Origin of the sequence: Bradyrhizobium manausense, from assembly GCF_018131105.1 — a bacterium.
In the GTDB taxonomy this organism is placed as follows: Bacteria; Pseudomonadota; Alphaproteobacteria; order Rhizobiales; family Xanthobacteraceae; genus Bradyrhizobium; species Bradyrhizobium manausense_B.
Window position 1 is genome coordinate 291,649 of sequence record NZ_JAFCJI010000002.1, and the last position, 25,180, is coordinate 316,828.

Genomic DNA, 25,180 nt, shown 5'->3' on the forward strand with positions numbered 1-25,180 from the left:
TCAGCTCGTGACACGTTCACCGCGGCCGTAGACCAGCAGCATGAAGATGATGACGAGGCCGTAGATCACCTGGCGGCCGGCCTCGGGCATGTCCATGATCGACAGCACGCTGTTGAGCAGCACGATCAGCACGACGCCGATCAGCGTGCCGAGATAGCGGCCGCGGCCGCCGAGAATGTTGGTGCCGCCGATCACGACCGCCGCGATCGACGGCAGCAGATAGGCATCGCCCATGCCCTGATAGGCCTTGGTGGAGTAGCCGGCGAGCAGGACGCCGGCGAGCGCAGCGGCGAGACCGCAGAGCACGAAGCAGACCACGGTGATGCGGCGGGTGTCGACGCCGGCGAGATAGGCGGCCGCCTCCTTGTTGCCGATGGCATAGACGTAACGTCCGAGTGCCGTGCGCTGGAGGATAATCGTGACGAGCACCGACACGGCGGCCCAGACGAACAGGGCGTTGGGGATGCCGAACGTGCGATCGCCGGCAAGCATTCGCATCAAATCGGTGGCGGCGGTCTGCGGGGCGTAGCCGCCGGTATGCGCGACCATCAGGCCGCGCATCACCGCGTTGACGCCGAGGGTGAAGATCATCGAGGGCACGCGCAGATAAGCGACCCCGATGCCGTTGATGAGACCGACCAGCAGGCCAACGCCGAGCCCGACCGGAATGGCGAGCGGCCCGCCGATCGACGTCGCCATCATGGCCGCCGCGGCGAGCGTCCACGGCACCGACAGGTCGATCTGGGCGATCAGGATCACCATCATCATCCCGGCAGCCACGATGCCGAGGAACGCTCCGATCTGGAGCTGCTGCAACAGATAGGTCGGCGACAGCAGCGGCGCACTGCCGAAGCGGGCGAAAGTGTAGACCGTGCCGGCGATGAGGATGACGAGGATGAACAACGCCGCGATCAGGATCGGACGGTCGTCGCGGGAGAGTCCGAGGGACGCGGTCGTCATCGAAACAACTCCAGCGTATTCTTGACGCGCAGGACGCCGAGCGCGCCGATGCTGACCGCCCCCAGCAGGATCAGCCCCTCGAACAGCGGCTGCAGCAGCGGCGCGATGTCGAAGATGCGGAAGAAGAACGAGATGACGCGCAGCACCATGGCGCCGAAGATGGAGCCGATCGCGCTGCCGGTTCCGCCGAGCAGCGAGGTCCCGCCGATGACGACCGAAGCGATCGAGTTGAGCGTATAGGCGCCGGCCTGCGGGATGTCGGCATTGCCTGACGATGTCTGGATGGCCAGGAAAAGTCCGCCACAGCCGGCGAAGAAGCCGGCGAGCGTGAAGGCCGCGATCTTGGCGCGGTCAATCGGAAGGCCGGACATGTAGGCGGCGCCCTCAGCCGAGCCCACCGCATAGACGGCGCGGCCCAGCACGGAGCGGCGGAACGGCACCCAGACCAATAGCGCGATCAGCACAAGGAGCACGAAGGGCACCGGGATCCAGGCCACCGGCGCGAACCAGCTCGCGGCGCCGTCGTCGAAGATATGAACGGTCGAAGCAAAATCTCCGAGCGAGTTGGTCAGCGCCCAGTTGAGATCCTCGTCGATCTTGCCGCCCGGCGTCGGCCGCAGGAACAGCGCGATGCCGATATAGACCGCGCCGGTCGCGAGCGTCGCGATGATCGGCTGGATCCGTCCATAAACGACGACGCAGCCGTTGATGAACCCGGCTAGCGCGCCGGTCGCGAGGCACACGACGATCCCGAGCAGGATGCCGCTCACCCCGCCGGGAAAGGTGCCGAGGCCGATATGCAGGCCGAATATCTCGAGGTGCAACGGAGTGCCGCCCGCCACGCCCGTGAGCAGATAGCTGGCAAAACAACCCACCATGGTCATGACGGCGCCCACGGAAAGATCGAGCCCCGAGGCCAGCACCGGCACGGTCTGGGCCATCGCCAGCATGGCCAGCGCAAAGATCTCATCGCCGTTCTGCACCAGAACCGCGGACGAGAAGCCCTTGGGGTGGGCGAGATTGTAGAGCAGGTAGAGGATGGTGAACAACAGGACGGCGGTGACGATGCCGATGTTCTGGCGAACCCTGATGGCGATATCATCAAGCATGGATTGCTCCGGCAGCATCCGGCGTCGCGGCGTCGATGTTCAGCGCACTCGCGATGATGTTGGTCTCGGTGAGCTCGTTGCCTTCGAGCTCGCGCACGATGCGCCCGTCATACATGATCGCCACCCGGTCGCAGCAGCCGATCAGCTCGTCATAGTCGGTCGAGTAGAACAGGATGGCAGCGCCCTGGTCGGCCAGCTCGCGCATCAGCCGGTAAAGCTCCTGCTTGGTGCCGACGTCGATGCCGCGCGTGGGATCGTTGAGCAGGATGATGCGGGGATTTGTCATCAGCCATTTGGCGAGAACGACCTTCTGCTGGTTGCCGCCGGAGAGCGTAGAGACCGCGTCGCCGGGCGCACCGATCTTGATCTGCAGCCGCGCGATGGCGCGCTTGATCGCCTCGGTCTCTCGCGCGCGGTCGACCAGTGGTCCGGTCGAGATCGCGTCGAGCGAGGCAATCACCAGATTGTCCGATATCGACATCGGCAGCATCAGGCCTTCGGTCTTGCGATCCTCCGGCACCAGCGCGATGCCGACCGACTTCGCCGCCGCCGGCGAAGCCGCGCGCACTTCGCGGCCTTCGACGGTGATCTGCCCGGAGACGCCGCGCAGCACGCCGAACAGCGCCAGCAGCAGCGATTTCTGACCCTGGCCGTCGAGTCCGCCGAGGCCGACGATCTCGCCGGCGCCGACGCGCAGCGAGATGCGATCGAGGTGTCTGTCCCAGCTCAAATTCTCGATATCAAGCACCGGCCTCGACGCTTCCCGCGCGGGCTTGGGCGGATATTGGGTCGCGATGTCGCGCCCGATCATGAGCTGAACGATATCGGCGGTCGAGCGTCTGCCCTTGTCGAAGGTTTCGATATGGCGTCCGTTGCGGAACACGGAGGCGCGGTCGGCGAGCGCCTCGACCTCGTGCATACGGTGCGAAATGTAGAGAATGGCGACGCCCTCGGCCTTGAGCCGCGCCAGCATGGCATACACCTTCTCGACGTCGGCGCTGGTCAGGGCCGATGTGGCTTCGTCGAGGATCAGGAGCTGCGGCTTCTTGCCGAGCGCCTTGGCGATCTCCACCACCTGGCGGCGCGACAGCGGCAGATCGCGCACGCGCATCAGGGGATTGACGTCCTCGCAGCCGATCTCGGCCAGCAGCTGCTCGGCACGGCGGCGCTGTGCCCGTGCGTCGATGAGGCCGAAACGGCGCGGCGGTGACGAGATCGAGATGTTGTCCGCGACCGAGAGGTCGGGCATCAGCGACAATTCCTGGAAGATGCAGACGACGCCGGCTGCATTGGCGGCCGATGGCGTCGCGAAGCTCACATCGGATCCACCGAGACGCATGGTGCCGGTATCGGGCTGGACGACGCCGGCGATGATCTTGATCAGCGTCGACTTGCCGGCGCCGTTCTCGCCCAGCACCGCATGGATCTTGCCGCGCTCGCAGGCGAAGTCGACGCCCTCGAGCGCGCGCACGCCGGCGTAGCGCTTGGAGATTCCGGACAGGGTGAGGAAGGCGGATTGGGTCAGGACGGCATCCGGCATGGCGCGGCTCACGCAGCCGCGGCCCGGCGAAGGCCGGGCCGCAACCGTGACATCTCCAGTGCTCTCACTGGGTGTTCTTTTCGCTCTGCGACATGATCTCCGGCGCCGTGAAGTTGACGCCACAGGGCGTGAACTGGTTCGGCGCGAAGAAGTTTGCGTTGAGGTCCGGCCAGTAATTGGTGCCGGGCTTCAGATCCTTGTAGGTCGCAACCGGAATCGGGATCGAGATCAGCTGCGGCATGATGTTGCCTTGCAACGCCGAGATCGCCGCCTTGGTGGCGATGGCGACCAGCGCCGGGGACTGGCCGTAGGACATGCCCTTGAGCCCGTCCTTGGCGTGATCGGCGATCTGCTTGCGGTATTCGTTCTCGCCCTCGCCCGACATCGGCACGAAGGGGTGCTTCGCCGCCATCATGGCCTGAACGGTGCCGTCGGAGCCGCCTTGCGTGAACACGCCATCGAAATGGCCGTGCACGGCAAGCGCGTCCGCCGTCACCTTCTGCGAGGTGCCGGTGTCCCAATTGCCGACCACTTCGGTGATCTTGAAGCTGTTGCCCGCTCCTTCCATCACCTCGCGGAAGCCGAGATGGCGGTCACGGTCGACCGAATTGCCCGGCAGGCCGCGGACCTCGAGGATGTCGCCGCTCTTCTTGCCGCTTTCATCGATGATCCACTTCGCCGACATGCGGCCCATTTCCTTCTGGTCCTCGTTGACCATCATCACCTTGTCGGTGTCGAGGACGTTGTCGAAGGGCACCACGACCACGTTGTTCTTGTCGGCGAGGCGGATGATGCGGTCGAAGCCGTCAGGGGCCACCGCGATGGTGACGATGGCGTCAAAGCCCTGGTTGATGAAGTCCTCCATCGCGCCGAGTTGCGCTGCAACATCGGTACCGGTCGAGACGACCTTGAACTCCTTGATATTCTCCTTGATGCCCGGCTGCGCGGCGAAGGCCTTTGCCGTCTTCACCATCTGGATGCGCCAGGTGTTGCCGACGAAGCCGTTGACGAGGGCGATCTTGTAGGGGCCGGGCTTCTTGTCCCACTGGAAGAACTTGGTTTGGGACGACCAGGGCTTGAAGCAGGCGGGATCGGCGCCCGGACCGGATACGACCTTGGGCCCTGCGAGGGCGCTGACCGAGGACAGCAACAGGCCAACGCAAGCGAGCCCCGTAAAACGAAGCGTCCACACCATATCACTTCTCCTGAGCTTTTGTGTTCCACCCTTAAAGCGGCGCATGGCCGAGCCGGGAATTGAGCTTCCCGTGCAATTCACCGAGCTAGGATGGCACGCAACCTCCGATGCGCACAAGCCGAATGCCGGTCACGGGCGCTGCCGCGCTGCGAACACGAGGAGCAAAACCATCACAATTGCGGGAGACGATCCGGCGTCGCGCCGAAGCTGAAAACACACGCATGACAAGCGGATGTTCGGCCGGCCCGATGCGTCGCGGTTGAATGATCGCCAACCAAGGGACAGCGCAGCGCAAAAGAATGATACTCAGGGAAAAATGCTGACGCGATCATGATCGGCTGCGTGCCCGAATGGCCTGGTGCGGCGCATGTTGACTTTCGTGCACGCCCTCCAAATACTCGCCAAAAAATAAGAGACCAGTCGCAAACGACTGACCGGAGGGAGGGATAGGATGCCGACTTCACGCAGGCAGCTGCTGAAGGGTACGGCGGCTGCCGCCGCCACACTCAGCCTCGATTGGACCCGGGCCCAGGCGCAAGCCGAGAACTTGCGCATCGGCCTGATCTACGATCTCACCGGACCGTTCGCCGCGGGCGGCTCGGTCGCCTCCTCGATCGGCGCGCAGACCGCCATCGATCTCGTCAACGAGAAGGGCGGCATCGGCGGCAAGACCAAGATCGTGTCCGTCCCCGCCGACTCCCAGAGCAAGGCCGACGTCGCCATCAACGAGGCCGAGCGCCTGATCAGCCAGGAAAAGATCGACATCATCAACGGTGTCTATTCCAGCGCGCATGCCGTGCCGATGGCGGCGAAGGTCGAGCAGCAGAAGAAGATCCTCTGGATCACGACCGCGGTGTCGACCGCCGTGTTCAAGGACAAGAACCTGCAATATGTGTTTCGCGCGCAGATCCACTCCGACCAGTACGGCCAGGCCTTTGCCGGTTTCATGAGCGAGCACGCCAAGGCCAAGCTTGGAATGGAGCCAAAGGACGTCAAGATCGCGCTGATCCACGAGGATGGACCTTATGGTGTCGGCGTCGCGGCGGCGGACGAAGCTTATGCCAAGGAAGCCGGTCTTCAGATCGTGCTGAAGGAAGGCTATTCGGCATCGGCTCCCGATCTTTCGGTGCTCGTCACCAAGCTCAAGCGCGCCAAAGCCGACGTGATCTCGCATGCCGGTTACAACCCCGACATCACCCTGCTGCTGCGACAGGCGCGCGAGAGCGGGCTGCGCTTCAAGATGCTGTTTGGTAACGGCGCCGGCTACAGCCAGCTCGACAAGCTGCGGGCGACTTTCGGCACCGACATCGACAATTTCTGCAACATCGATCCGGTACCGGCACAGTTGCTCGATCCGTCGAAGCTTGCGCCCGGCATGGGCGACCTGATCAAGACCATGGTCACGCGCTACCAGGCCAAGACCGGTGCCACCGACGTGCCGCCGCACTGCTCGATGGGTTTCAACCAGACCTGGGTGCTGCTCAACAACGTGCTGCCGGTGGCCAAGGAGAAGTACGGCAGCTTCGAACCGGAGGCGATCCGCAAGGCCGCGCTCGACGTCGACATCCCACCCGGCGGCACCATCCAGGGCTACGGCGTGAAATTCTTCCCGCCTGGCACGCCGCTCTCCGGCCAGAACGAGCGCTCGACGCCGGTGGTGATGCAGAACTCGGGCGAGCATATCTCCGTGGTGTGGCCGACGAACATCCGGACGCAGGACCCGGTATTCCCATTGCCGAAGGGGTCGACCTACGGCACCTAGCGAGCTGACATCAGGCTGACACGCAACGCATCCTCTCTCCTCGCGAGAGAGGACGGTCGCCCGCGGCGGTGTGCTTGGCGCGGACGCCAGACCCCATTGCTCGTCGCGTTGCAACTGAAGTCAATTGCATCCAGTGGTGATCATTTTCGCGCTGTAGTTGGATTTTCGACCAGCGGGCAACTCATGCTGGTTGCGACACATAGTCCTTTTGAAACAAAAGCTTCCCAAAGTGTGAACTGGATAACTAGCGGCCGCTTCGTTTCGTACGTACAAGCCTATCAGCCAATCGCGCTTGGCCTTGGCATAGACGGCAAACCGGCTCGCATTTCGAAGCCGTCCAGCGCGGATCAGAATTCAGAACGCGAATTCCAATGATGGGGGTGACAATGCCCGCCATATTCGAATTGCTCTACAAGGAATTCTGCCGTGCCCGCCTTGCCGAGATGCGCAAGCAGCTTCTGCTCACGGGTAAACATCCCAACCATTTTCTGCCGGACGACGATCCCGCCGCCCCGGATGGGGTCGACCCGCAACACGAAGCCGAATTGAAGCGCACGCGGGAATAATGACGTCGCGGCAACAATATTTTCAAAGGTAGTCCAATCTCAGGAGGCAACATTGAATACGCCCGAATTCTATGCTGCGTCGATTGCCTGCCTGTCTTGCCTGACCATCGTCGTGATGATGGCCGTCGGAGCGTGGTAGGGCTTTGCACTTCCCTTCTCCCTTGTGGGAGAGGGTGCTTGCCGCGCGGCGGCGAGACGGGTGAGGGGTTGTCTCCGCGAGCACATCTCTCGATTTGAATTCGCAGATGGATACCCCTCATCCGGCGCTTCGCGCCACCTTCTCCCACAAGGAGACAAGGATTGCAGCGAGCCAGCAGTGTCGCCCTACAATACCACCCTGCGCCCCTCTTCCGCCGCCCAGTAGCCGGCGTAGTTGACCTTGATCGTCTCGTAGGCCAGCGCGAGGTCCGATAGCGGTTGCCGGCCCGTGGCGGCGCACTCCATGAAATCCTGGATTTCCTGGAGATAACCACGCGTCCATTCTTCCTCGAGACAGACATATTGCCAGCCGGTTTTGCGGTCGACCTTCTCGGTGATGTAGACGTTCGCGAGTTTCTCCTCGTTCGTCTGATAGCTCATCAGATGATTGTTCGGGGTGATGTTGGCGAACAGTGAGCCGCCTGACGTGTAGGTCTCGATCAGATTACGCACGCCGCCCATGATCATGTCGCCGGAGAACACGCTGGCCTTGGTGCCGTCGGAGAAGGTCGCCGTCAGCGTGCCCCAATCCTCGACATCAACAGGATTGGCCTTGATGTAGCTGCGCTCTTCCGGCTTGAGGCTTGCGGTGACATTGCCGACATCGCCGGTCACGCTGGCAACATTGATTTTCTCCCCTCGCGCGCGCGCCTCGACCTGCTTGAGATAGAGCACGGCCGAAAGCGGATGACAGCCCATCCGGATCAGCGAGCCGCCGCCAGTCATCGCCCATTGCGCGGCATGCGCCGCATGCGAGCCGGAATGGCTCTCCTCACCCTTCATGAACAGAATCTTGTCTTTCGTCGCCTTGAGGATCTCGGCGGTCTTGGTCACCGCCGGCGCGTAGATCCAGTCCTCGGCATACATGAAGAGTTTTCCGGTTCGCTCGATCGCGGCACGGGTCCGGTCCATCTCCTCGATGAGGCGCTCATACATCAGCGCCTTCGGCACGTGCTTGCCGATCGGCCGCTTGTCGCCGTCCCGACCAAAATAGCCGGCAAAGGGCTTTTCGCAGATGACGTGCTTGCCGGCCTGCATGCTGGCGACGATCATCTCGGCGTGAAGATTGGGCGGCGTGCAGATGTCGACGACATCGATCTCGGCGTCGGCGATCAGCTCCGCAAAGCTGCGATAGACGCGCGGGACGTTGTGACGGGCGGCAAACTCGACGACGTGATCGCCGCGCGCGGCGACCGCCGTCACCTCGACATCCACGCCATAGACCCGCCGGAACGCATACATATGCAGCTCCGACACGAAGCCGCAGCCGACGAGTCCAACCCTGATCCTGGCCATAGTGCCCCCTTGCTTTTGGGCGGCACTATAGCCCGAAGGCGAAGCTATTCCACCGAGACCCGCACCACGCCCGCGCTCATCATGCCGAGTGCCCGGGCGGCAGGCACAGAGAGATCGACGATGCGGCCGCGGATGAAGGGACCGCGATCATTGACGCGGCATTGGATGGTGCGTCCGCTATAGGACACTCTCAGCACGCTGCCGAACGGGCGCGTCCGGTGCGCACAGGTCAGTTCGCCGCCTCTGCCGGCCTTCCCATATCCATAATATGAGGCAAGTCCGCTTTCAGCGTGGGCGACGGAAAATGCAGAAAGCGACAAAGTGGTCAGACAAAACAAGAGTGTCGGCTGCGCTCGCACGGCACCACTCCCCGGTTGGCCCTGCCCGGCGCTGCAACGTCGTCTGGTTCCAGAAGGTTCCACAACACTGCCGGGGCGATGCCCGGCAGTGCCATCACACATTGTTACTGTTTGTGAAAGACCAGGGCCCGAACCTCAATACTCTCGCGAGGTGGAGCGTCGACCGGTGTGGTTGGATCGACGAAGGCGGTGTGCGGCCCGAAGCGCGTGCGGCCATCGGTTGCCGAGTCGTAGCATTTGAGCAGCAGCGCCTCGTCCACCGTCATCTCCGGAAAATAGAACCAGCGATGATCCGGATTGTATTTCACGGAATAGGTCTCGCCGCGGCGATTGGGATAGATCAGATCCGAAGCGACGAGATCCTCGGGCGCGACAGTCGTGCCATCGGCCATCGCGAGCGGTGAATCGCGCAACGGACCACGGATCGGCCGCCAGTGATTGATCACCTGCACGCGGCCCTTGAGCAACTCTTCGGCCTCGTCAGGCAGATGCTCACGCACCCGGTTGGCGCCGGAGACGGCGGTCTGGTCGACATGGACGCGCGTTGCGGGCTGGCGCGGACCACCATCGCGAATGTCAGGAGCGCCTTCGACGCGCTTGCGCACGGTGTGATCGAAGATGACAACCCGGTCGGCCTTCAGCGTCGCGCGAAGAAACGCCTCGACGGCGGGATAGTAGACGGTGCGGATTTCCTCGTCGTTGTAAAAATCCTTGACCTGGTTGGGGTGGCGCACGAGCGCGAAGCCTTCGCGATCCAGCGAGAAATTTTCAGTGATCAGGCGCGCATCGAAGATGGGGACCCGATGCGGCTCCGGCAGCGACGTGCTCTTGGGTTCGCCCGGCGGCGGATCGAAAGCGTAGGTTCGTGGCTTGCCGGAAACAGGCGCGAGGTAGTTGAGTTCGGCGGTAACGAAGGGAAGCGATTCGATTTTTGTTTCTTGCAGGCCCATGGCCGGTCTCCCGATGTGGTCGTCCGAATGATTTTTGACGACGTGCAGCGGGCCGCAAGGGAGCTGATGCAAATAGCAATGAAGGTATTGTCTCAGGCTCGGAACGCAGAAGGAATGTTTCGAAGAAGCCGGTTGAGTTGAAATGTGCCTCGCACACTTCACGGGTGCTTGAAAGCCCTGTGAGATCTCGTGTCCCGGACGCAGAGCATCACGCAGTGATGCGCTGCTGGGCCGGGCTCCGCCCGATCAAAAACTATATATGCGGCACAAGTCGCGGCTCCGCGGAGCAGGACAATGCGCTGCACCGCTGACCGTGTGGCTGTCGCTCTATCTGTTGCGAGCGCCGTTCAGGCCTGAGCGATCACCAATAATGACGGTAGTAGGGACGATAATAAGCCCGGGGCCGGTAGTAGCCATAGCGATAACCGTAATACGGGCGATAGGGCCGATAGTATCGCGGATAGGCCGGCCCGTAACCGTAGCCATAATAGGCCGGCGCATAACCATAGCCGTAGCCCGGATAGCCATAGCCGCCACCATAATAAGGTCCGCCGCCATATCCGTAACCGTATGGCGCGGCGGCGATGGCGCTGCCGATGATTGCGCCGGCCGCAAGGCCGCCGAAACCCCAGCCCCAACCACGGCCGCGCCAATAGACCTGCGTGACATCATCGCCGGCCGCGGCCTTCATGGTCGCGACATTGGTCGGCATCGGTGCGGCTGAGGCCTGCCCGATTTGGCCGGCCATGACCCCGACCGTCATTGAGCAGGCAATTGCCATTTTCCAGATACTCATCGTCTCACTCCCTGTCTGACGTTTCGTTCGGAAAAGCATCGCCAGCCATGATCTTGCATCCTGGCGCCAAGTCAAAGCCCCGAATTTCGCGTGCAGCGCACAAGACGGCCGCACATGCCTCAATTATGACCGGCCGACGACGACGCTGAAGGGGGTATCACGCCGCGGCAAAGCGTTAAGCTTCCGACGCGTCGCAACCAACAAGCACCTTCCCGATTTACCATTCGTACCGTTACTATCGGTTGCAATCGTGCGCGGCCGGGAGGCTCTTCGCGAAGGCCTGAGCTTGCGCCAGTCGAGTGGGAGGATGACCATGAGTGCCGCCGGAAATGAGCCGCTTGCCCGCCAGGCGTTGGCATTTGTCCTGGCCGGCGGTCGCGGCAGCCGGCTGCTGGAATTGACCGACCGGCGCGCCAAGCCCGCGGTCTATTTCGGCGGCAAATCCCGCATCATCGATTTCGCGTTGTCCAACGCGGTGAACTCCGGCATCCGCCGTATCGCGGTCGCCACCCAGTACAAGGCGCACAGCCTGATCCGGCATCTGCAGATGGGCTGGAATTTCTTCCGTCCCGAACGTAACGAGAGTTTCGACATCCTGCCTGCAAGCCAGCGTGTCTCCGAGAACATGTGGTATGTCGGCACGGCGGACGCCATCTACCAGAACATCGACATCATCGAGTCGCACAATGCGCGCTTCATCGTGGTGCTGGCCGGCGATCACATCTACAAGATGGATTACGAGGTGATGCTGCGGCAGCACGTCGACAGCGGCGCCGACGTCACGGTCGGCTGTCTCGAAATGCCGCGTGCGGAATCCTCCGGTTTCGGCATCATGCATATCGACGAGAACGGCTGGATCCAGCAGTTCCTCGAGAAGCCCAAGGATCCGCCGCCGATGCCGGGCAAGCCTGACGTCTCGCTCGCCAGCATGGGCATCTATGTCTTCAATTCGAAATTCCTGTTCGACGAGCTCAAGCGCGACGCCGAGGACCCGAACTCGAACCACGATTTCGGCAAGGACATCATCCCGTATATCGTCAAGAACGGCCGTGCCATCGCGCACCAGTTCTCGACCTCCTGCGTGCGCTCGGGCAGCGACCCCCGCGCCTATTGGCGCGATGCCGGCACAGTCGATGCGTATTGGGCCGCCAATATCGACCTCACCGACGTGGTGCCGGAGCTCGATCTGTTCGACCGTGCATGGCCGATCTGGTCCTATGCGGAGATCACGCCGCCCGCCAAGTTCGTCCACGACGAGGAGAGCAGGCGCGGCCAGGCGGTGAGCTCGCTGGTCTCGGGCGGCTGCATCATCTCCGGTGCGTCGCTGCGCCGCTCGCTGCTGTTCACCGGCGTGCGCATCAACTCCTATGCCAATGTCGAGAACGCCGTGATCATGCCTTACGTCAGTGTCGGCCGCGGCGCGCGGCTGAAGAACGTCGTGATCGACCGCGGCGTGGAGATTCCGGAAGGACTCGTCATCGGCGAGGATCCGGAATTTGACGCCAAACGCTTCCGCACAACCGAACAGGGCATCTCGCTCGTCACCCAGCCGATGATCGACAGGCTCAATACATGACGCCTGTACGCGTCCTCGCGGTCGCTTCTGAAGTCTATCCCATCATCAAGACCGGCGGCCTCGCGGACGTCGCCGGCGCGTTGCCGATTGCGCTGAAGGCGCACGGCGTCGAGATGCGCACCTTGATGCCGGGCTATCCTGATGTGATGCGGCTGCTCTCGGGCGCGGATGAGATCCGGCGCTGGCCGGATTATTTCGGCGGCCCGGGCCGGTTGCTCGCCGGCTCATACGACGGGCTCGATCTGTTCGTGCTCGACGTGCCGCATCTCTATGCGCGGCCGGGCAACCCATACGTCACAGCCGAGGGCGTCGACTGGCCCGACAACGGCGTGCGCTTCGCAGCGCTGTCGCGCGTCGCGGCTGATATCGGCCACGGTCTCGCCCGAGCCTTCGTTCCTGATGTGGTGCATGCCCATGACTGGCAAGCCGGGCTCGCGCCGGCCTATCTGCACTATGACGGCGGGCCGCGGCCGGGCACGGTGATGACCATTCACAACATGGCCTATCAGGGCAAGTTCGACCGCGATCTGGCAAGAACGATCGGCCTGCCCCGGGATGCCTCGTTCGACGTCCACGGCCTCGAATATTTCGGCGGCATCAGTTTCCTGAAAGCCGGCCTGCAACTCGCCGATCGCATCACCACGGTGTCGCCGACCTATGCACATGAGATCCAGAGCGACGAAGGCGGCATGGGGCTTGGCGGCCTGCTGCGCGAGCGCTCCAGCGTGCTGAGTGGTATCCTCAACGGCATCGACACCGAGGTCTGGAATCCGCAAACTGATGCGCATATCGCCTATCGCTTCGGCGCGCAGGACCTGACGTTCCGGTCCGCGAACAAGGCGGTGCTTCAGCAGCAATTCAATCTCGATTCCTCCGACGAAGCGCCGCTGCTCGGCGTCATCAGCCGGCTGTCCTGGCAGAAGGGCCTCGACCTCCTGCTCGAGGCCATCCCGACGATCCTGGAAGAAGGCATGCAGCTCGCGCTGCTCGGCAGCGGCGACCGCGATCTCCAGGATCGTTATCAGGCCGCCGCGCGCGCCAACCCCGGGCGCATCGGGGTCTTGATCGGCTACGACGAGATTCTCGCGCATCTGATCCAGGCCGGCTCCGATGCGCTGCTCGTGCCCTCGCGGTTCGAGCCGTGCGGGCTGACCCAGCTCTGCGCGCTGCGCTACGGCGCAGTCCCCATCGTCTCCCGCGTCGGCGGCCTCGAAGACACCATCGTCGACATCGACGAAACCGGACGTGACGCCACCGGCTTCAAATTCGGTCCGGTGACGGCAGACGCCTTCGCCGGAACGCTGCGGAAAGCCAATGCAGCCTTTCACAACAAGGCAACCTGGCGGCGGCTGCAATTGAGCGGCCTTGCGACCGACGTGTCCTGGCGCAACCGCGCCGGCGAGTATGCCGCGCTCTATCGCAGCCTGACGGCGTCCCGGCGTAGCTGACGTTTCTTCGCCTCTCTCCGTATGCGGCAGAGCGGTCGCATATGGATTTCATGAAGATTGTCTGCGGGTTTGCTAGGCCTCTCCCGCTTACGGGAGAGGAGAAGGAAGAGTCATCATCCAAACATATACGACGCCATCGCGACATTTGCGACCTCGTCGACGAAGACACGCTTGCCGACGTCGCTGCCGGCGGCGCCGGCCGCCACCATCAGCGGCAGCAGATGGTCCTCGCGGGGATGGGCGAGACGGGCGCTCGGCGCATTCTCCCAGTCGACCAGCATCGCGTTGCGGCGCGCAACATCCGGATTGCCGATCGCCTCGTTCAGATAGGCCTCGAAATCATACGAGACGGGCTTGGACTCGGCGCGTCCAAACCCGCGCATGTTGTGATAGGTGAGCCCGCTGCCGACGATCAGAACGCCTTCGTCGCGGAGCGAGGCGATCGCCTGCCCGACCTTGATGTGCTCGGCCGCATCATAGCTCGACTTCAGCGACAGCAGCACGATCGGCATGTCGGCGTTCGGATACATCAGGCCGAGCGGCACGAAGGTGCCGTGGTCAAACCCCTGATTGGGATCTTCCCGGCAATCGAGACCTACATGCTTGAGCAGCGCCCTCACCTCCGCGGCCAACTCGGGCTGGCCCGGCGCCGGGTACGTGATGTGATAGGTATGCTCGGGGAAACCGTAATAGTCGTACACCATCGGCGGATGCGCCGAGGTCGACACGGTGAAGGCGTCGGCTTCCCAATGGCCGGTGATGACCAGCACCGCCTTCGGTCTTTCAGGGAGAAGTTGCGGCAGCCGGCCGAACTCCGCGGCGGTCTTGGCATATTGCACCCGCCGGTCCTCCATGAAGGGCCAGGGGCCGCCGCCATGGGACAGGAACAGGGTCGGAAATCGCGTCATGTGTGTCGGCTCGTTTCAAAGTCAGCATGCGCGGGTTAAACGCCCGCGCGATCGGCGGCGAGCATAGGCAAACCGGTATGGTTAGCAAGTCGTTAACGATTTACCTCCCACACTCCCGCCGTGGTCGAAGGAATCGGCCAGAAGACGAGCGAGACGTGAGATGAAGAAGTTTGCGCTGGGGGACGTCGTCAACAGTGACAAGGGCCGCCGCGGCGTCGTCCGTGCCGCCTACCGGTCGAAGGAAGGCCAGCAGTTCTATGCCGTCGAGAAGGACGGCGTGATGGACTACCTCGAGGAAGACCGGCTGAGCCCGGCGCCGCGCGTCGAGCTCGCGGCCTAAGTCCACTTCATTTCTTGTTCTCGCGTGCGACCCGGTCGAGACGCTCGGACCAGGGATCGTCGCCGCTCGCGATGTGATCGTTTGCGATCAGCAGCAGATGATCGCGATCCGCGGCCGCATCCCATCGCGGCAGCTCGGCGCCGTTGGGATCGCCGCTCTTCGCGAAATTGATCCAGTAGGACCGCATGCGGTTTGCGACCTCGCGATCACGTCGCGAGAAGATTCCCGCACCGGGAACGCCCTCCACACCGAAGATGAACTGCAACTCGCGCCCGTGGCCCGCGTCGGGATTGCCGCGCCGGGCTTCCGGCACATAGGCGAAGCGATAGCGGAACGTGGGTGCCCCGGTTGCGGCATGAAGCCGGGCAAGCATCCGCACCGGCTCGGAGAAGACCTTGTCGGTGTAGAAGCTCGCTGCAAGGTCCGATGGTTTGGCGGCATTCGGATAGAGCTTGCGCAGCTCGTCGGAACTCTCGGTGGAGGACGACAGCGCGTCCTTGACCTCCAGCTCGCTGTCGAAGCGGGTCTCGTCGTCATTCGAGCCGATGATCAGGGGAATGCGGCTCTCGTGTCCTGCCGCAAACCCCGCGGCGATGTCTTCCGTCACCAGGTGTCCATCCATCGTCGGCGTAAAGCTGCGCGGCGATTTCTCCAGCAGGCGCTTTTCAGCGGCAAGCAGACGCGCCGGCGTGACGGCGCGCAAATCCGCCGCCTGCCCGAGCGCGGCTGCAAACTGCTGGCCTGTTGCAACGGCCTCCTGCGACGACGGCAGGCGAGCACGGCCGGGCACCGATTGCAGAATGGCCTTCTGAAAGAGATCGCGCGATCGGGGACACAGCATCAGCAGCGCGATCGATGTCGCACCGGCACCATTGCCGAACAGCGTGACGTTGTTCGCATCGCCGCCGAAGGCAGCGATGTTGTCGTGCACCCAGCGCAGTGCCGTGATCTGGTCCATCAAGCCGAAATTGCCGGAGCCGCTGTCCGACAGCGCCGGATGCGTGAGCCAGCCGAGCGCGCCGAGACGATAGTTCACGGTGACGACGATGAGGTCGGCCTGCGCAAACCTTGCGCCGTTGAACAGCGGATCATTGGCGGTGCCGGTGACGAAACCGCCGCCATGAAAGAACACCATCACCGGCAGCGGCCCGTCGACGCCGAAGGGACGAAACACGTTGAGCGTGAGGCAATCCTCGCGCGCGGCCGGCAGCAACGGCTGGAGACAGGGCGCGGCATAGTCGTAGGCCATGCTCATCTCCGAGCTCTCGGGCAAGGCCTGCGGCGGACGCCAGCGCAGGCCGCCGACCGGGGGCGCTGCATAAGCGAGGCCCTTGAACGACGCCACCTCGCCCTCGACGGCGCCGAGCATCTGGCCTTCGCGCGTCAATGCAAACGGAAACTGACCGACCGCCTGCGCGACGGCAGGACCGGCGCAGCAGAGAAATGAAGAGGCCACAACGAGCGTCAACAGCCGCCGCATCTTGGAGTCTCGAGGTGCGGAAAGGTTTCCCGGCAGGTTACGTCTGCGGCTCGCTGGGAGGCAAGGTCTGCGGTGCTAGCCGCCTTTGGCAATGATCTCCGCGAGCGCACGCCGCGCGATGATGCCGAGCTCGCCGAGGGTGGAGTGGCCGGATTCCGCCGCCTCGATCAGGCGCTCGGCAATGAACCTGCGGCTGTCATGATCGCCGCCATGCGGCAATTGGCGGCACGTCTCCTCCAGGACGACGTCCATGTTGGCTTTGGTTCGCTCACTCAACTCTGTCATGACGCCTGGTCGGTCGGTACGCGTGGCTAGTAACCGCAAGCATACACAGACGGAACGTCCATGATTAGACCGGGCAATCACGGCCATTGTGCATCGCGATGCGTGCATTGAAGCAGGGTTCGCGCCACCACGATGATGCCGCAAAGCGACTACCGAAGATTGCACTTGCTCTGATGACAAGCCGAGCCTGCAGCGCTAGCCTGCCGGCAAAACAAAATACACGGGAGGAATACCATGCCTGACGCAATGGTCGCCGCACGTGAGTCTAAGGCGGCGAGTGGATCGGCCCAACAGGTCGATGTCGCCGTGGTCGGCGCCGGATTTGCCGGCCTCTATCTGCTCCACCGCCTGCGCAAGGCCGGCCTCTCGGCCGTCGGTCTCGAGGAAGCCGGCGATGTCGGCGGCACCTGGTACTGGAACCGCTATCCCGGCGCGCGCTGCGATATCCAGACCATCGACTACAGCTACACATTCGATCCGGAACTCGACAAGCTCTGGACCTGGTCGGAGAAATACGCGGCCCAGCCGGAGATCCTGCGTTACCTCGGCTTCGTCGCGGATCGCTACGATCTGCGCCGCGACATCCGCTTCAAGACCAAGGTCACCGAAGCCAAATGGGACGAGCAGGCCGAGCGCTGGCAGCTCACCACCGACAACGGCGCGCCTGTTTCATGCCGCCATTACATCATGGCCACCGGCTGCCTCTCCGCGCCAAAGCCGCCGGAGATCGACGGCGTCAAGGATTTCAAGGGCAAGATCTATTTCACCGGACGCTGGCCGCATGACGGCGTCAATCTCGCCGGCAAACGCGTCGCCGTGATCGGCACGGGCTCGTCGGCGATCCAGTCGATTCCGCTGATCGCCGAGCAGGCCGCGCATCTGACCGTGTTCCAGCGTACGCCGAATTTTGCGCTGCCTGCGCATAACGGCCCCTCGCCGGCCGATCGCAGGGACCTGTTCCAGAGCGATCGCGCGGCCTATCGCGAGCAGGCGCGGCAGTCGATGACCGGCGTGCCCTATCCGCAGCAGACCGTCGTGAGCTGGCAGCTCAGCGATGCCGAGCGTCGTGAGCGGTTCGAACGCGCCTGGGCCGCCGGCGACCTCGTCCACATCCTGAGCCAGCTCTGGACTGACCAGGGCAACGAGCTCGACGGCAACAAGATCGTCCAGGACCTGATCCGCGAAAAAATCTCGGCGGCGGTGAAGGATCCGGAGACGGCGGCGGCGCTGATGCCCCACGACCATCCCTTCGGCGCCAAGCGGCCCTGCCTCGATACCAACTATTACGCGACCTACAACCGGCCGAACGTCACGCTGGTCAATCTGCGCCAGGAGCCGATCAAGGCGATCACCGCGGGCGGCATCACCACCGGCAAGCGCAACGTCGATGTCGACGTCATCGTTTTTGCGACCGGATTCGACGCCATGACCGGCGCGATCCGCGCCGTGCATCCGATCACCGGGCGCGGCGGCAAGTCGCTCACCGATGTCTGGGCGCAGGGGCCGCAGAGCTATCTCGGGCTCACGGTCGAGGGCTTCCCGAACTTCTTCATGATCACGGGACCCGGCAGCCCGTCGGTGCTGTCGAACATGGCGGTCTCGATTGAACAGCATGTCGACTGGGTGGTGGATCGCATTGCGGCGCTGCGCGATGCCGGCTTCACCACGATCGAGCCGACCGAGACGGCGCAAGCCGGCTGGAACAGGCACATGGCCGACTGCTCGATGCTGACCCTGCACCGGCTCGCCAACACCTGGTACACGGGCGCCAACGTGCCCGGCAAGGTGCAGGGCCTGATGCCCTATACCGGCGGTGTCGGCCCCTATCGCAGCATCTGCGATGAGGTCACCAGCCGCGGCATGCTCGGCTTCAAGCTCACCGGCCCCAACGTCGCCGCGCAATGCAATGACGGCGAGGTGGTGAAGCTGCAGCCGGACGTACGGCTGGTGCTGAACCTGTTGGCGTCGCTGAACCTGCCGCCGATCGAGTCGATGGGCGCCGCCGGTGCGTGTGCCTTCGTCAACGAGTTCAACAAGGGTCGCCCGGCGGGACGGCCGATCGGCGAGATCGTCGACGGCACCCTGCCCGGCGCCGACGGCCCGTTGCCGTATCGCGTCTACAAGCCGGCGACGCCGGGACCGCATCAGGCCGTGGTCTATTTCCACGGCGGCGGCTGGGTGCTCGGCGACGAGCAGTCGGACGAGCCGTTCTGCCGCGACATGGTGCGGCGAACCGGCATGATGTTCGTCAGCGTCGGCTATCGCCACGCGCCGGAGCATCGCTTCCCGACGGCGGCGGAGGATGGCTATGCGGCGACACGCTGGATCTCGGCGCATCTGGCCGAGCTCGGCGGCATCCAGGGCCCGGTGCTGGTCGCGGGCTGGAGTGCCGGCGGCAACATCGCCGCCGTGACCTGCCAGCTCGCGCGCGATCGCGGCGGGCCCGAGATATCAGGCCAGTTGCTGGTATGCCCGGTGACCGACTGCACCTTCGATCGACCGTCCTACAACGACAATGCGACCGGCTACTTCCTGACCCGCTCGCTGATGTACTGGTTCTGGGACCTCTATTGCTCGCCTGCCGACCGCACCGATCCGCGCGTCTCGCCACTGCGCGGCAAGGTCTCTGGCCTGCCGCCGGCCTTCGTGGTCACCTGCGAGTTCGATCCGCTGCGCGACGAGGGCATCGCCTACGCCGAGGCGATGGCGGCCGCCGGCGTTCCGGTCGAGCAGCTCAAGGCGCACGGCCATTTCCACTCGTCCTTTGCGATGGTCGACGTGGTGATCACAGGCGTCCAGGGCCGGGTGCAGATGGCGGAAGCCCTGCGGCGCTTCGCCGGGCTTCCGCCGGAGGTCAGCCGCGGCGACGAGACCAGCCACGGCCATGCGAGCCCAGGGCACAAGATCGCGGCAGCCGCGAGTTGAGAACGACGCGGCGGCCGGGAACCTTTTCCCCGCCGCCGCGTTGTCGAGGCGGCGTTGAGATGAGTCATGAGCCCTGGCACGCAGGCCTTGCGTGTTGGGGTTCTTTTTGCGTGAGGCGGGGCAATGGCGGATGTATCTTCGGTTTCAAAGGTCGATTTCAGCGCGATCGCGGTGCTGCAAAAATGGCCTTCACTCGCAAATCAGCGCCGGTTGGACCGCGAGCCCTATCAAGTGAGCGAGGGCACGCTTGACGCCTGCATCTCGGCGTTCATGGCGAAGCCCGCACCGTCCAGGCATCTCTATGAAATCCGCACGGGGGCGCAACCGCCGCTGGTCACCGGCATTCTCTCGCCCGAGCACGTCATCGAGCTGTCGCGCTTGAGAGAATTTCTCTGACTGTAGGCGAACACCGCCGCACGACGAACGTCTGATGCGCTTGCCGTGATCGGGGCTGGAACCTTCTTCCGGTTTTTCCCGTTAACAGGGATCGGAAAGCCAATGCGTGAGTGTCTGAGATGCTTGAAGCTGGCGTGCCATCCCCGGTCGTGCCCTATGGTGCAGACCAAACCCTATTCGTGGTGATCGATCGCCTCGGCGAGACAACCGAGATCCGCGTCGAGCGAAGCGATCTGGATACGGCGATCAGCGAACTCGTCGCCGGCTGCTTCAACGACCCCATCAAGGTGATCTCGTTCAACACGCTTGAGCACTGGATGAAGGACATCTCGACCGACGTCGCCGATGAAATCCAGGCCCGCTGTGACATCGACGGGGTGACGCTGCCCGACTATCTCAGCGATTTCGTCGAGAGCCATAGTTGAACGCGTAGTCCTTCACGATCCGCTTCAAATCGCAGGCAACAAAAAAAGCGCCGCTTCCGCGGCGCTTTTCGTATGACACGCTCTTAGTGGTGCCAGAAGATTGCCAGCAGCAGGATGATCGGCAGCGGCACGCCAAGCAACCAGAGCAGAGCACCTCGTCCAAAGCCCATGACTTCCTCCTCCGTGTTCATGACTGACATGACGCCGGAAACAAGAAGAAGTTCCGCGCCTTGCAGCGAGGCCGAATGCGGGCATGGATTGAAGGCGTTGTGAGCTTGTAGCGTCAACCGCGCCGGCGGCTGGCGATGACCTCGATCTCGCGGCGGCGATCGCCGGCGAAGGTCAGGAGCTTTTCGATCGTCGGCGTATCCGTGATCCGTTTGGCAAGTCGCTCGGCGCGCGCCGCCTGATCTTCGAGATACTGGATCGTGTTCAAGCGCCGTCCCCCAAAGCCCCGAATTTCCGGACGCCCATGGTGCGGGAGAGCCGCTAACAGTCAGTTAAGCGCGGCAGCGCCGATGTCGATGAATCGCGCTTTATTGCTTGAGCATGGTCTCTTCGGAAAACCGCTGCACACTTTGCGCGAACGCGGCCCTTCGGGTCCGCATCATGCTCTATTGCACGACGTCGAGCCGGACGTTGGCGAGGCCCTTGTCGACCATGCCGAGCGCCTGGGCCGCAGACGGCGAGATGTCGACGACCCGGCCGCGAACAAACGGCCCGCGATCGTTGACCCTGACGGTCACGAAGCGGCCGGAAGAGACGTCGGTGACACGCAGCCTGGTGCCGAACGGAAGTGTGGGGTGAGCCGCGGTCAACTCGTTCTTGTCGAATTTCTCGCCGCTCGCGGTCTCCGTATCCGAATAGAAGCTCGCCACGCCATGGGAGGCGGACGGCTTGGCGTCCGCGGTATCGCTGCGGACATGATGTACGCGGCTGATGGGCCGCGGATGCAGCGCCGCCACGCGGTGCGGACGCTCGATCGATGCCTGCCTGCTGGTCGCCCCAAGATCGGCTTTCTGGCGGCCAACCGGTGATTGCGCGCACGCGGCGAGCGATGCGGCACCGACGACGGCGAGCAGCAACCGGGACGGAATTGCCAGCGAAGTCAGGGTCGTTTCGGCACGTGCAAAGCAAGACATGATGCGCCCTCCGAACACGCCTAAGTTTCGGTCGGCAATGAGGGCAGAACCTTGTCTGAACAGAAGCGGCCTTGCGGCCGGCATCGTTTCGCGCCGGCTGTGATGAATCCACCACAGTCAGCTGTCTTGAATCGACACAAATCGGCGGGAAATCAATTGGATATGACGCGCCAGATGAGCGGCCGAACCTCCGGCCGCGCCTCGCCGGTCTCGACGTCGCCCGTGACGAGCCGCGTCAGTTCACGACGATAGAGCAGCCGCCAGCCGGTTTTCAGGCTGGCAAGAAAGTCGAGCTCCCGTTGCGTCAGCGTGCACATCATGAACCCGATCCGACTGCGGGCCGCGCCTGATATCCGAGGCCTGGAGCGGTGCAGAACATCCGCCTCAGGTTACCTAGAGTAGTGTTACACACCGTAACGTTTGGAAGATGCGGGCGCAAGCCGGGTTGGCCGCATTCGCTGCGTGATCACGATAATGCGAACAGGCATCCGCGAGGCGCCCGGATGCACGCCGCGCATCTAGAAATTCGGCCCGAGCGCAATCTTGGTGATCGTTCCGTTCCTGACGCCGATCCGCCATTCCGCCGAGCCGTTGGCGAACTGGGCGACATAGATGTCGCTGTCGAGCGCCGTGACGCCACGGAACGAGACCGCGCGCAACGCACCGAGCCGCGCCACGATGGCCTGGTCGAACGGAAGCTGCTGCCGCGTGACGTTGGCGACCTCCGATGTCATATGGTCGTAGTCCGGCTGCCCCTTGCCGAGGCCCTCGATATATTGCCGCAGCATCGCCTCGCCGTTGGCGATCGGAACGGCGCGACGCGCGGCGCGCCCCAGCCTGGCTCCGAGGTTCGAGGCCCCGATATTCTGGAAGCGCGTCTGCCGGCCCGGCAGCAGGATCTCCATGCACTTGCCCGACTTGTCGGCAATGATCCATGGATTGTTCACGGTGGTCAGCGCGGCCCAGGTCCTGTCCGACCTCACGACGCTCTGCGCCTTGCGCTGGCCATTCGCATCGAGATTGAAGATCTGAATATCGTCCTCGGTCTCGTTGTAGAGCATGATCCTGATCGGCGAGGTGCCGGCGCGACCGCGCACGCTCGCCTCCTCCGAACAGGAGACCATGCCGCCGAGCTCGTCATTGCCGTCGGGCCGGAAGGTCACGTCGCCGGCCTTGCCGTCGGGCTCGAGCAGCACACGGAATTCCGCCGTGCCGTTCTCGAACTTGGCACCATAGATGTCGTAGCCGCCGGGCCCGACGCCGCGGAAGAAGATCGACTCGACCGCGCCGAGCGCTGCGAAGGTCGCGCGCAATTCATCGACCCTTCGGTGGATGCTCGCGGCGAGCGGCGCGCTCATGCGATCATAGTTCGGCGTGCCGCGGCGCAAATCCTCGATCCCCCTGAGGATCACCTCCTTGCTGCCCGCGGCCGGGATCTGCTCCCTGAAGCGATCAGGCACCTCCGCAAGGCGGCGGGCGAAGTCGGCCTCGATCGCCTGGGCCTGCGCCGCATCGATCCGCTGCGCCAGGCGGGCGCCGGACGTGACGTTCTGGACCAGCAGGCGTGAGACGCCGGCAGCATCATCACGCAGGAAGATCAGGAGATGATCGCCGTGAACGGAAAAGGCATCGTTGCCCTCGGCAAGCGCTGGCGAACGGCCCTGCCCGGTCTCCTGCACTTGCAGCCGATCGCCGTCGCGCCGCACGGTGAGCACGCGGTTCGGCGCAACCCTGTACCAGCCGACATATTGATCGATCGACACCGGCTCCGTGACCGGTGTCGGCAGCTCGGCGACGCGAACGGCGCGCACGTCGCGGCCGCTCATGTGCAGCATCAGCTCGGACGAACGACGCTCCGCATCAACAGGGAACGTGATCTCGCCGAATGAAGCCGCGTAGGACGCGGTGCCGTCACTCGCGACACTCAGGCGCAGCCTGCGCTGCCCGGTGAGCTGCCCGTAGAGTTCATCACCCTCGCGGAAGATGGCGAACACCGAGGCCGGGCCCATGGCGTAGAAATTGACGAACGGATGGTAATGCTCGGACGGCACCTGGCCGAGATCGGCACCGGCGGGCACCGGGTCCGGCGTCCGATAGGCGATCATGCCGGCCGACACGATCACGACAGGCAGGATCGCGGCCGTGATCGACAGCCGCTTGCGCCAGCCGACCGCGACCGGCGTGGCAGCGGCCGCGATGATGCGCTCGACGCGGGCGCACACGGTCGAGGCCTCCGCCATCGCTAGCTCCATCGGCCGCGGCTTCACGGAGGCTGCGACGTCGAGCAGGATTTCGGCATAGGACAACCGGTCGTCGATCATATCGATCGCGCGGGCGTCGCTGATGATCTCGGCAAGCTCGGCCAGGCGCGCAAACTGCCACCAGGAGAATGGGCTGAACCAGAACGCGACGCGGTTGAGCGAGGCAAGCAGCAGAACGTAGAAATCCCTGTTGGCAACATGCGCGCCCTCGTGCGCGAGCACCGCGAGGCGCTTCTTCGCGTCCCAGCCGAAAAATTGCGGCGGCACCAGGATGGTCGAGCCGAAGGTGACGGGGCCGCCGACGTCGCGGCTGACGCGCACATCGGCATCGATCATCTCACGGCTCTTCACCGGCTGCGCCGCGCGTGCCAGGCGCCAAGTCAGGCAGAGGCCGATGGCGAGCCGCAGCAGCAACAGGCCGGCGATACAGAAGTAGACGGTGGTGGCGACCATCCACCAGTCGATCGAGACGCCTCGCTTCGCGATCGGCGCGACGCCGGCGCCGGACATGATCGGCAGGGAGGCCTGCGGCCGGTCCAGCATCGGAACGTCGGCCGGCCAGCCTTCATCGGGCACCGGCACGGACAAGGGCAGCCGGTCGATGGTGAGCGTCGGCCAATGCATCACGAACGGCATCGCCAGCGACGCCAGCAGCACGACGATCCACGCCGTCATGTGGACGTGCGGATTGCGCACGCGAAACAGGGTGAGACCGATCCAGACGACGCCTCCCAGCGCGAAGGAGCGTAACGCCGCCTCAGCCAGAGCTGCGATCATTCTTTTTTCACTCCCCTCGCCTTCTTCGCCTTGGCCACCTGATCGGCCAGCGCGCGCAATTGCTGCTGGTCGAGCATCGCATTGTCCACCATGCCGACGAGGACCTCCTCCATCGAGCCATTGCAGAACCAGTCGACGATGCGCTGTACCGCCTTGGCCGCGACCCGGGCGCGTTCCTCGGCGGCGTGATAGACGTAGGTTCGTCCGTCAACCGTGTGGCGAGCATAGCCCTTTTCTTCGAGGCGGCGCAGCACCGTTCGCACCGTCGATTCCTTCAGACGACGCGACAGGCGCTCACGCACGATCTCGGCCGTGACCGGCCCATGGGCCCATACTATCTGCATGACCTCGTGCTCGAGATCGCCCAGGTCGGGCAAACGATCGTCCATGGTGGCTTACCTAACGGCTTGAGTTTTTTGTAACGCTACCGACCGTCGCACATAAGGCGACGGCAAACAATTGCGATTCCGGCTGGATTGAAGGCCC

Annotated in this window: 24 protein-coding genes; 8 read left to right on the forward strand and 16 right to left on the reverse strand. The window is 63.8% G+C overall.

What is annotated here, in order from left to right:
* The 4 genes from JQ631_RS21670 to JQ631_RS21685 all read right to left on the reverse strand — a co-directional run bounded on the left by JQ631_RS21670 (window position 1) and on the right by JQ631_RS21685 (window position 4,804).
* Window positions 1-960 (reverse strand): ABC transporter permease, encoded by a 960-nt coding sequence (locus JQ631_RS21670; RefSeq protein WP_212328979.1) that lies wholly within the window; start codon window positions 958-960, stop codon window positions 1-3.
* Window positions 957-2,069 carry an ABC transporter permease gene (locus JQ631_RS21675; RefSeq protein WP_212328981.1) on the reverse strand — a complete coding sequence of 371 codons (1,113 nt, stop codon included), beginning with the start codon at window positions 2,067-2,069 and terminating at the stop codon, window positions 957-959. The genes JQ631_RS21670 and JQ631_RS21675 overlap by 4 nt, the downstream gene beginning before the upstream one ends.
* Complete coding sequence (locus tag JQ631_RS21680) at window positions 2,062-3,609, reverse strand: sugar ABC transporter ATP-binding protein (RefSeq protein ID WP_212328982.1); 1,548 nt, start codon at window positions 3,607-3,609, stop codon at window positions 2,062-2,064. Before JQ631_RS21680 ends, JQ631_RS21675 begins: the two co-directional genes overlap by 8 nt.
* Before the next feature lie 64 nt (window positions 3,610-3,673).
* Complete coding sequence (locus tag JQ631_RS21685; protein WP_212328984.1) at window positions 3,674-4,804, reverse strand: sugar ABC transporter substrate-binding protein; 1,131 nt, start codon at window positions 4,802-4,804, stop codon at window positions 3,674-3,676.
* Window positions 4,805-5,255: 451 nt separating this feature from the next.
* On the opposite strand from JQ631_RS21685, the gene JQ631_RS21690 reads away from it, so the two are divergent.
* Window positions 5,256-6,566 (forward strand): ABC transporter substrate-binding protein, encoded by a 1,311-nt coding sequence (locus JQ631_RS21690; protein WP_212328985.1) that lies wholly within the window; start codon window positions 5,256-5,258, stop codon window positions 6,564-6,566.
* A gap of 386 nt (window positions 6,567-6,952) precedes the next feature.
* The gene (locus JQ631_RS21695) at window positions 6,953-7,132 is read left to right on the forward strand and encodes a hypothetical protein (RefSeq protein ID WP_212328986.1); all 180 of its coding nucleotides are present in this window, start codon (window positions 6,953-6,955) and stop codon (window positions 7,130-7,132) included.
* A 324-nt stretch (window positions 7,133-7,456) separates the two neighbouring features.
* Here JQ631_RS21695 and JQ631_RS21700 read toward each other — a convergent pair whose 3' ends face one another.
* The 4 genes from JQ631_RS21700 to JQ631_RS21715 form a co-directional block, all read right to left on the reverse strand.
* Window positions 7,457-8,626 carry a Gfo/Idh/MocA family protein gene (locus JQ631_RS21700; protein WP_212328987.1) on the reverse strand — a complete coding sequence of 390 codons (1,170 nt, stop codon included), beginning with the start codon at window positions 8,624-8,626 and terminating at the stop codon, window positions 7,457-7,459.
* Between the two features lie 44 nt (window positions 8,627-8,670).
* Entirely contained in the window at window positions 8,671-8,985 is a 315-nt protein-coding gene (locus tag JQ631_RS21705; RefSeq protein WP_212328988.1) for a septal ring lytic transglycosylase RlpA family protein, read from the reverse strand.
* Between the two features lie 104 nt (window positions 8,986-9,089).
* Window positions 9,090-9,935: a CmcJ/NvfI family oxidoreductase gene (locus JQ631_RS21710; RefSeq protein ID WP_212328989.1), complete on the reverse strand. Its 846-nt coding sequence runs from the start codon at window positions 9,933-9,935 to the stop codon at window positions 9,090-9,092.
* Between the two features lie 361 nt (window positions 9,936-10,296).
* Window positions 10,297-10,731 (reverse strand): hypothetical protein, encoded by a 435-nt coding sequence (locus JQ631_RS21715; protein WP_212328991.1) that lies wholly within the window; start codon window positions 10,729-10,731, stop codon window positions 10,297-10,299.
* Window positions 10,732-11,044: 313 nt separating this feature from the next.
* Here JQ631_RS21715 and glgC point away from each other — a divergent pair, with 313 nt between their 5' ends.
* Both glgC and glgA read left to right on the forward strand, forming a co-directional pair.
* A complete protein-coding gene (glgC, locus tag JQ631_RS21720) occupies window positions 11,045-12,307 on the forward strand; it encodes a glucose-1-phosphate adenylyltransferase (RefSeq protein ID WP_212328993.1) in 1,263 nt (420 codons plus the stop codon).
* Window positions 12,304-13,755, forward strand: coding sequence for a glycogen synthase GlgA (gene glgA / locus JQ631_RS21725; RefSeq protein WP_212328995.1), 1,452 nt, complete (start codon window positions 12,304-12,306; stop codon window positions 13,753-13,755). The genes glgC and glgA overlap by 4 nt, the downstream gene beginning before the upstream one ends.
* A 113-nt stretch (window positions 13,756-13,868) precedes the next feature.
* Here glgA and JQ631_RS21730 read toward each other — a convergent pair whose 3' ends face one another.
* Complete coding sequence (locus tag JQ631_RS21730; protein ID WP_212328997.1) at window positions 13,869-14,663, reverse strand: DODA-type extradiol aromatic ring-opening family dioxygenase; 795 nt, start codon at window positions 14,661-14,663, stop codon at window positions 13,869-13,871.
* Window positions 14,664-14,823: 160 nt separating this feature from the next.
* On the opposite strand from JQ631_RS21730, the gene JQ631_RS21735 reads away from it, so the two are divergent.
* Window positions 14,824-15,003 carry a hypothetical protein gene (locus JQ631_RS21735; RefSeq protein WP_212328998.1) on the forward strand — a complete coding sequence of 60 codons (180 nt, stop codon included), beginning with the start codon at window positions 14,824-14,826 and terminating at the stop codon, window positions 15,001-15,003.
* A gap of 7 nt (window positions 15,004-15,010) precedes the next feature.
* Here the strand turns inward: JQ631_RS21735 and JQ631_RS21740 are convergent, their stop codons facing one another.
* Both JQ631_RS21740 and JQ631_RS21745 read right to left on the reverse strand, forming a co-directional pair.
* Window positions 15,011-16,483: a carboxylesterase/lipase family protein gene (locus JQ631_RS21740; RefSeq protein WP_212328999.1), complete on the reverse strand. Its 1,473-nt coding sequence runs from the start codon at window positions 16,481-16,483 to the stop codon at window positions 15,011-15,013.
* Window positions 16,484-16,558: 75 nt separating this feature from the next.
* On the reverse strand, window positions 16,559-16,768 hold the full coding sequence (locus JQ631_RS21745; RefSeq protein WP_212329000.1) for a hypothetical protein: 210 nt from the start codon (window positions 16,766-16,768) through the stop codon (window positions 16,559-16,561).
* A gap of 234 nt (window positions 16,769-17,002) precedes the next feature.
* Here JQ631_RS21745 and JQ631_RS21750 point away from each other — a divergent pair, with 234 nt between their 5' ends.
* From JQ631_RS21750 to JQ631_RS21760, 3 genes are all read left to right on the forward strand, one after another.
* Window positions 17,003-19,693, forward strand: coding sequence for a flavin-containing monooxygenase (locus tag JQ631_RS21750; RefSeq protein WP_212329001.1), 2,691 nt, complete (start codon window positions 17,003-17,005; stop codon window positions 19,691-19,693).
* A 123-nt stretch (window positions 19,694-19,816) separates the two neighbouring features.
* Window positions 19,817-20,089, forward strand: a complete 273-nt coding sequence (locus tag JQ631_RS21755) for a hypothetical protein (RefSeq protein ID WP_212329002.1) — start codon at window positions 19,817-19,819, stop codon at window positions 20,087-20,089.
* A gap of 119 nt (window positions 20,090-20,208) precedes the next feature.
* The gene (locus JQ631_RS21760; protein WP_212329003.1) at window positions 20,209-20,514 is read left to right on the forward strand and encodes a hypothetical protein; all 306 of its coding nucleotides are present in this window, start codon (window positions 20,209-20,211) and stop codon (window positions 20,512-20,514) included.
* Window positions 20,515-20,797: 283 nt separating this feature from the next.
* Here the strand turns inward: JQ631_RS21760 and JQ631_RS21765 are convergent, their stop codons facing one another.
* From JQ631_RS21765 to JQ631_RS21785, 5 genes are all read right to left on the reverse strand, one after another.
* Window positions 20,798-20,950, reverse strand: coding sequence for a hypothetical protein (locus tag JQ631_RS21765; protein ID WP_212329009.1), 153 nt, complete (start codon window positions 20,948-20,950; stop codon window positions 20,798-20,800).
* A gap of 178 nt (window positions 20,951-21,128) precedes the next feature.
* Entirely contained in the window at window positions 21,129-21,656 is a 528-nt protein-coding gene (locus tag JQ631_RS21770) for a septal ring lytic transglycosylase RlpA family protein (protein ID WP_212329011.1), read from the reverse strand.
* Window positions 21,657-21,808: 152 nt separating this feature from the next.
* Window positions 21,809-21,976: a hypothetical protein gene (locus JQ631_RS21775; protein WP_212329012.1), complete on the reverse strand. Its 168-nt coding sequence runs from the start codon at window positions 21,974-21,976 to the stop codon at window positions 21,809-21,811.
* 198 nt (window positions 21,977-22,174) lie between these two features.
* The gene (locus tag JQ631_RS21780) at window positions 22,175-24,694 is read right to left on the reverse strand and encodes a M56 family metallopeptidase (protein ID WP_212329014.1); all 2,520 of its coding nucleotides are present in this window, start codon (window positions 24,692-24,694) and stop codon (window positions 22,175-22,177) included.
* Window positions 24,691-25,083, reverse strand: a complete 393-nt coding sequence (locus JQ631_RS21785) for a BlaI/MecI/CopY family transcriptional regulator (RefSeq protein WP_212329016.1) — start codon at window positions 25,081-25,083, stop codon at window positions 24,691-24,693. The genes JQ631_RS21780 and JQ631_RS21785 overlap by 4 nt, the downstream gene beginning before the upstream one ends.
* Window positions 25,084-25,180: the final 97 nt, after the last annotated feature.

Coding starts and splice junctions, on each gene's coding strand:
- JQ631_RS21670 (WP_212328979.1), bottom strand. CDS start 960: ATGACGACCGCGTCCCTCGGACTCTCCCGCGACGACCGTCCGATCCTG.
- JQ631_RS21675 (WP_212328981.1), bottom strand. CDS start 2,069: ATGCTTGATGATATCGCCATCAGGGTTCGCCAGAACATCGGCATCGTC.
- JQ631_RS21680 (WP_212328982.1), bottom strand. CDS start 3,609: ATGCCGGATGCCGTCCTGACCCAATCCGCCTTCCTCACCCTGTCCGGA.
- JQ631_RS21685 (WP_212328984.1), bottom strand. CDS start 4,804: ATGGTGTGGACGCTTCGTTTTACGGGGCTCGCTTGCGTTGGCCTGTTG.
- JQ631_RS21690 (WP_212328985.1), top strand. CDS start 5,256: ATGCCGACTTCACGCAGGCAGCTGCTGAAGGGTACGGCGGCTGCCGCC.
- JQ631_RS21695 (WP_212328986.1), top strand. CDS start 6,953: ATGCCCGCCATATTCGAATTGCTCTACAAGGAATTCTGCCGTGCCCGC.
- JQ631_RS21700 (WP_212328987.1), bottom strand. CDS start 8,626: ATGGCCAGGATCAGGGTTGGACTCGTCGGCTGCGGCTTCGTGTCGGAG.
- JQ631_RS21710 (WP_212328989.1), bottom strand. CDS start 9,935: ATGGGCCTGCAAGAAACAAAAATCGAATCGCTTCCCTTCGTTACCGCC.
- JQ631_RS21715 (WP_212328991.1), bottom strand. CDS start 10,731: ATGAGTATCTGGAAAATGGCAATTGCCTGCTCAATGACGGTCGGGGTC.
- glgC (WP_212328993.1), top strand. CDS start 11,045: ATGAGTGCCGCCGGAAATGAGCCGCTTGCCCGCCAGGCGTTGGCATTT.
- glgA (WP_212328995.1), top strand. CDS start 12,304: ATGACGCCTGTACGCGTCCTCGCGGTCGCTTCTGAAGTCTATCCCATC.
- JQ631_RS21730 (WP_212328997.1), bottom strand. CDS start 14,663: ATGACGCGATTTCCGACCCTGTTCCTGTCCCATGGCGGCGGCCCCTGG.
- JQ631_RS21735 (WP_212328998.1), top strand. CDS start 14,824: ATGAAGAAGTTTGCGCTGGGGGACGTCGTCAACAGTGACAAGGGCCGC.
- JQ631_RS21740 (WP_212328999.1), bottom strand. CDS start 16,483: ATGCGGCGGCTGTTGACGCTCGTTGTGGCCTCTTCATTTCTCTGCTGC.
- JQ631_RS21745 (WP_212329000.1), bottom strand. CDS start 16,768: ATGACAGAGTTGAGTGAGCGAACCAAAGCCAACATGGACGTCGTCCTG.
- JQ631_RS21750 (WP_212329001.1), top strand. CDS start 17,003: ATGCCTGACGCAATGGTCGCCGCACGTGAGTCTAAGGCGGCGAGTGGA.
- JQ631_RS21755 (WP_212329002.1), top strand. CDS start 19,817: ATGGCGGATGTATCTTCGGTTTCAAAGGTCGATTTCAGCGCGATCGCG.
- JQ631_RS21760 (WP_212329003.1), top strand. CDS start 20,209: ATGCTTGAAGCTGGCGTGCCATCCCCGGTCGTGCCCTATGGTGCAGAC.
- JQ631_RS21770 (WP_212329011.1), bottom strand. CDS start 21,656: ATGTCTTGCTTTGCACGTGCCGAAACGACCCTGACTTCGCTGGCAATT.
- JQ631_RS21775 (WP_212329012.1), bottom strand. CDS start 21,976: ATGATGTGCACGCTGACGCAACGGGAGCTCGACTTTCTTGCCAGCCTG.
- JQ631_RS21780 (WP_212329014.1), bottom strand. CDS start 24,694: ATGATCGCAGCTCTGGCTGAGGCGGCGTTACGCTCCTTCGCGCTGGGA.
- JQ631_RS21785 (WP_212329016.1), bottom strand. CDS start 25,083: ATGGACGATCGTTTGCCCGACCTGGGCGATCTCGAGCACGAGGTCATG.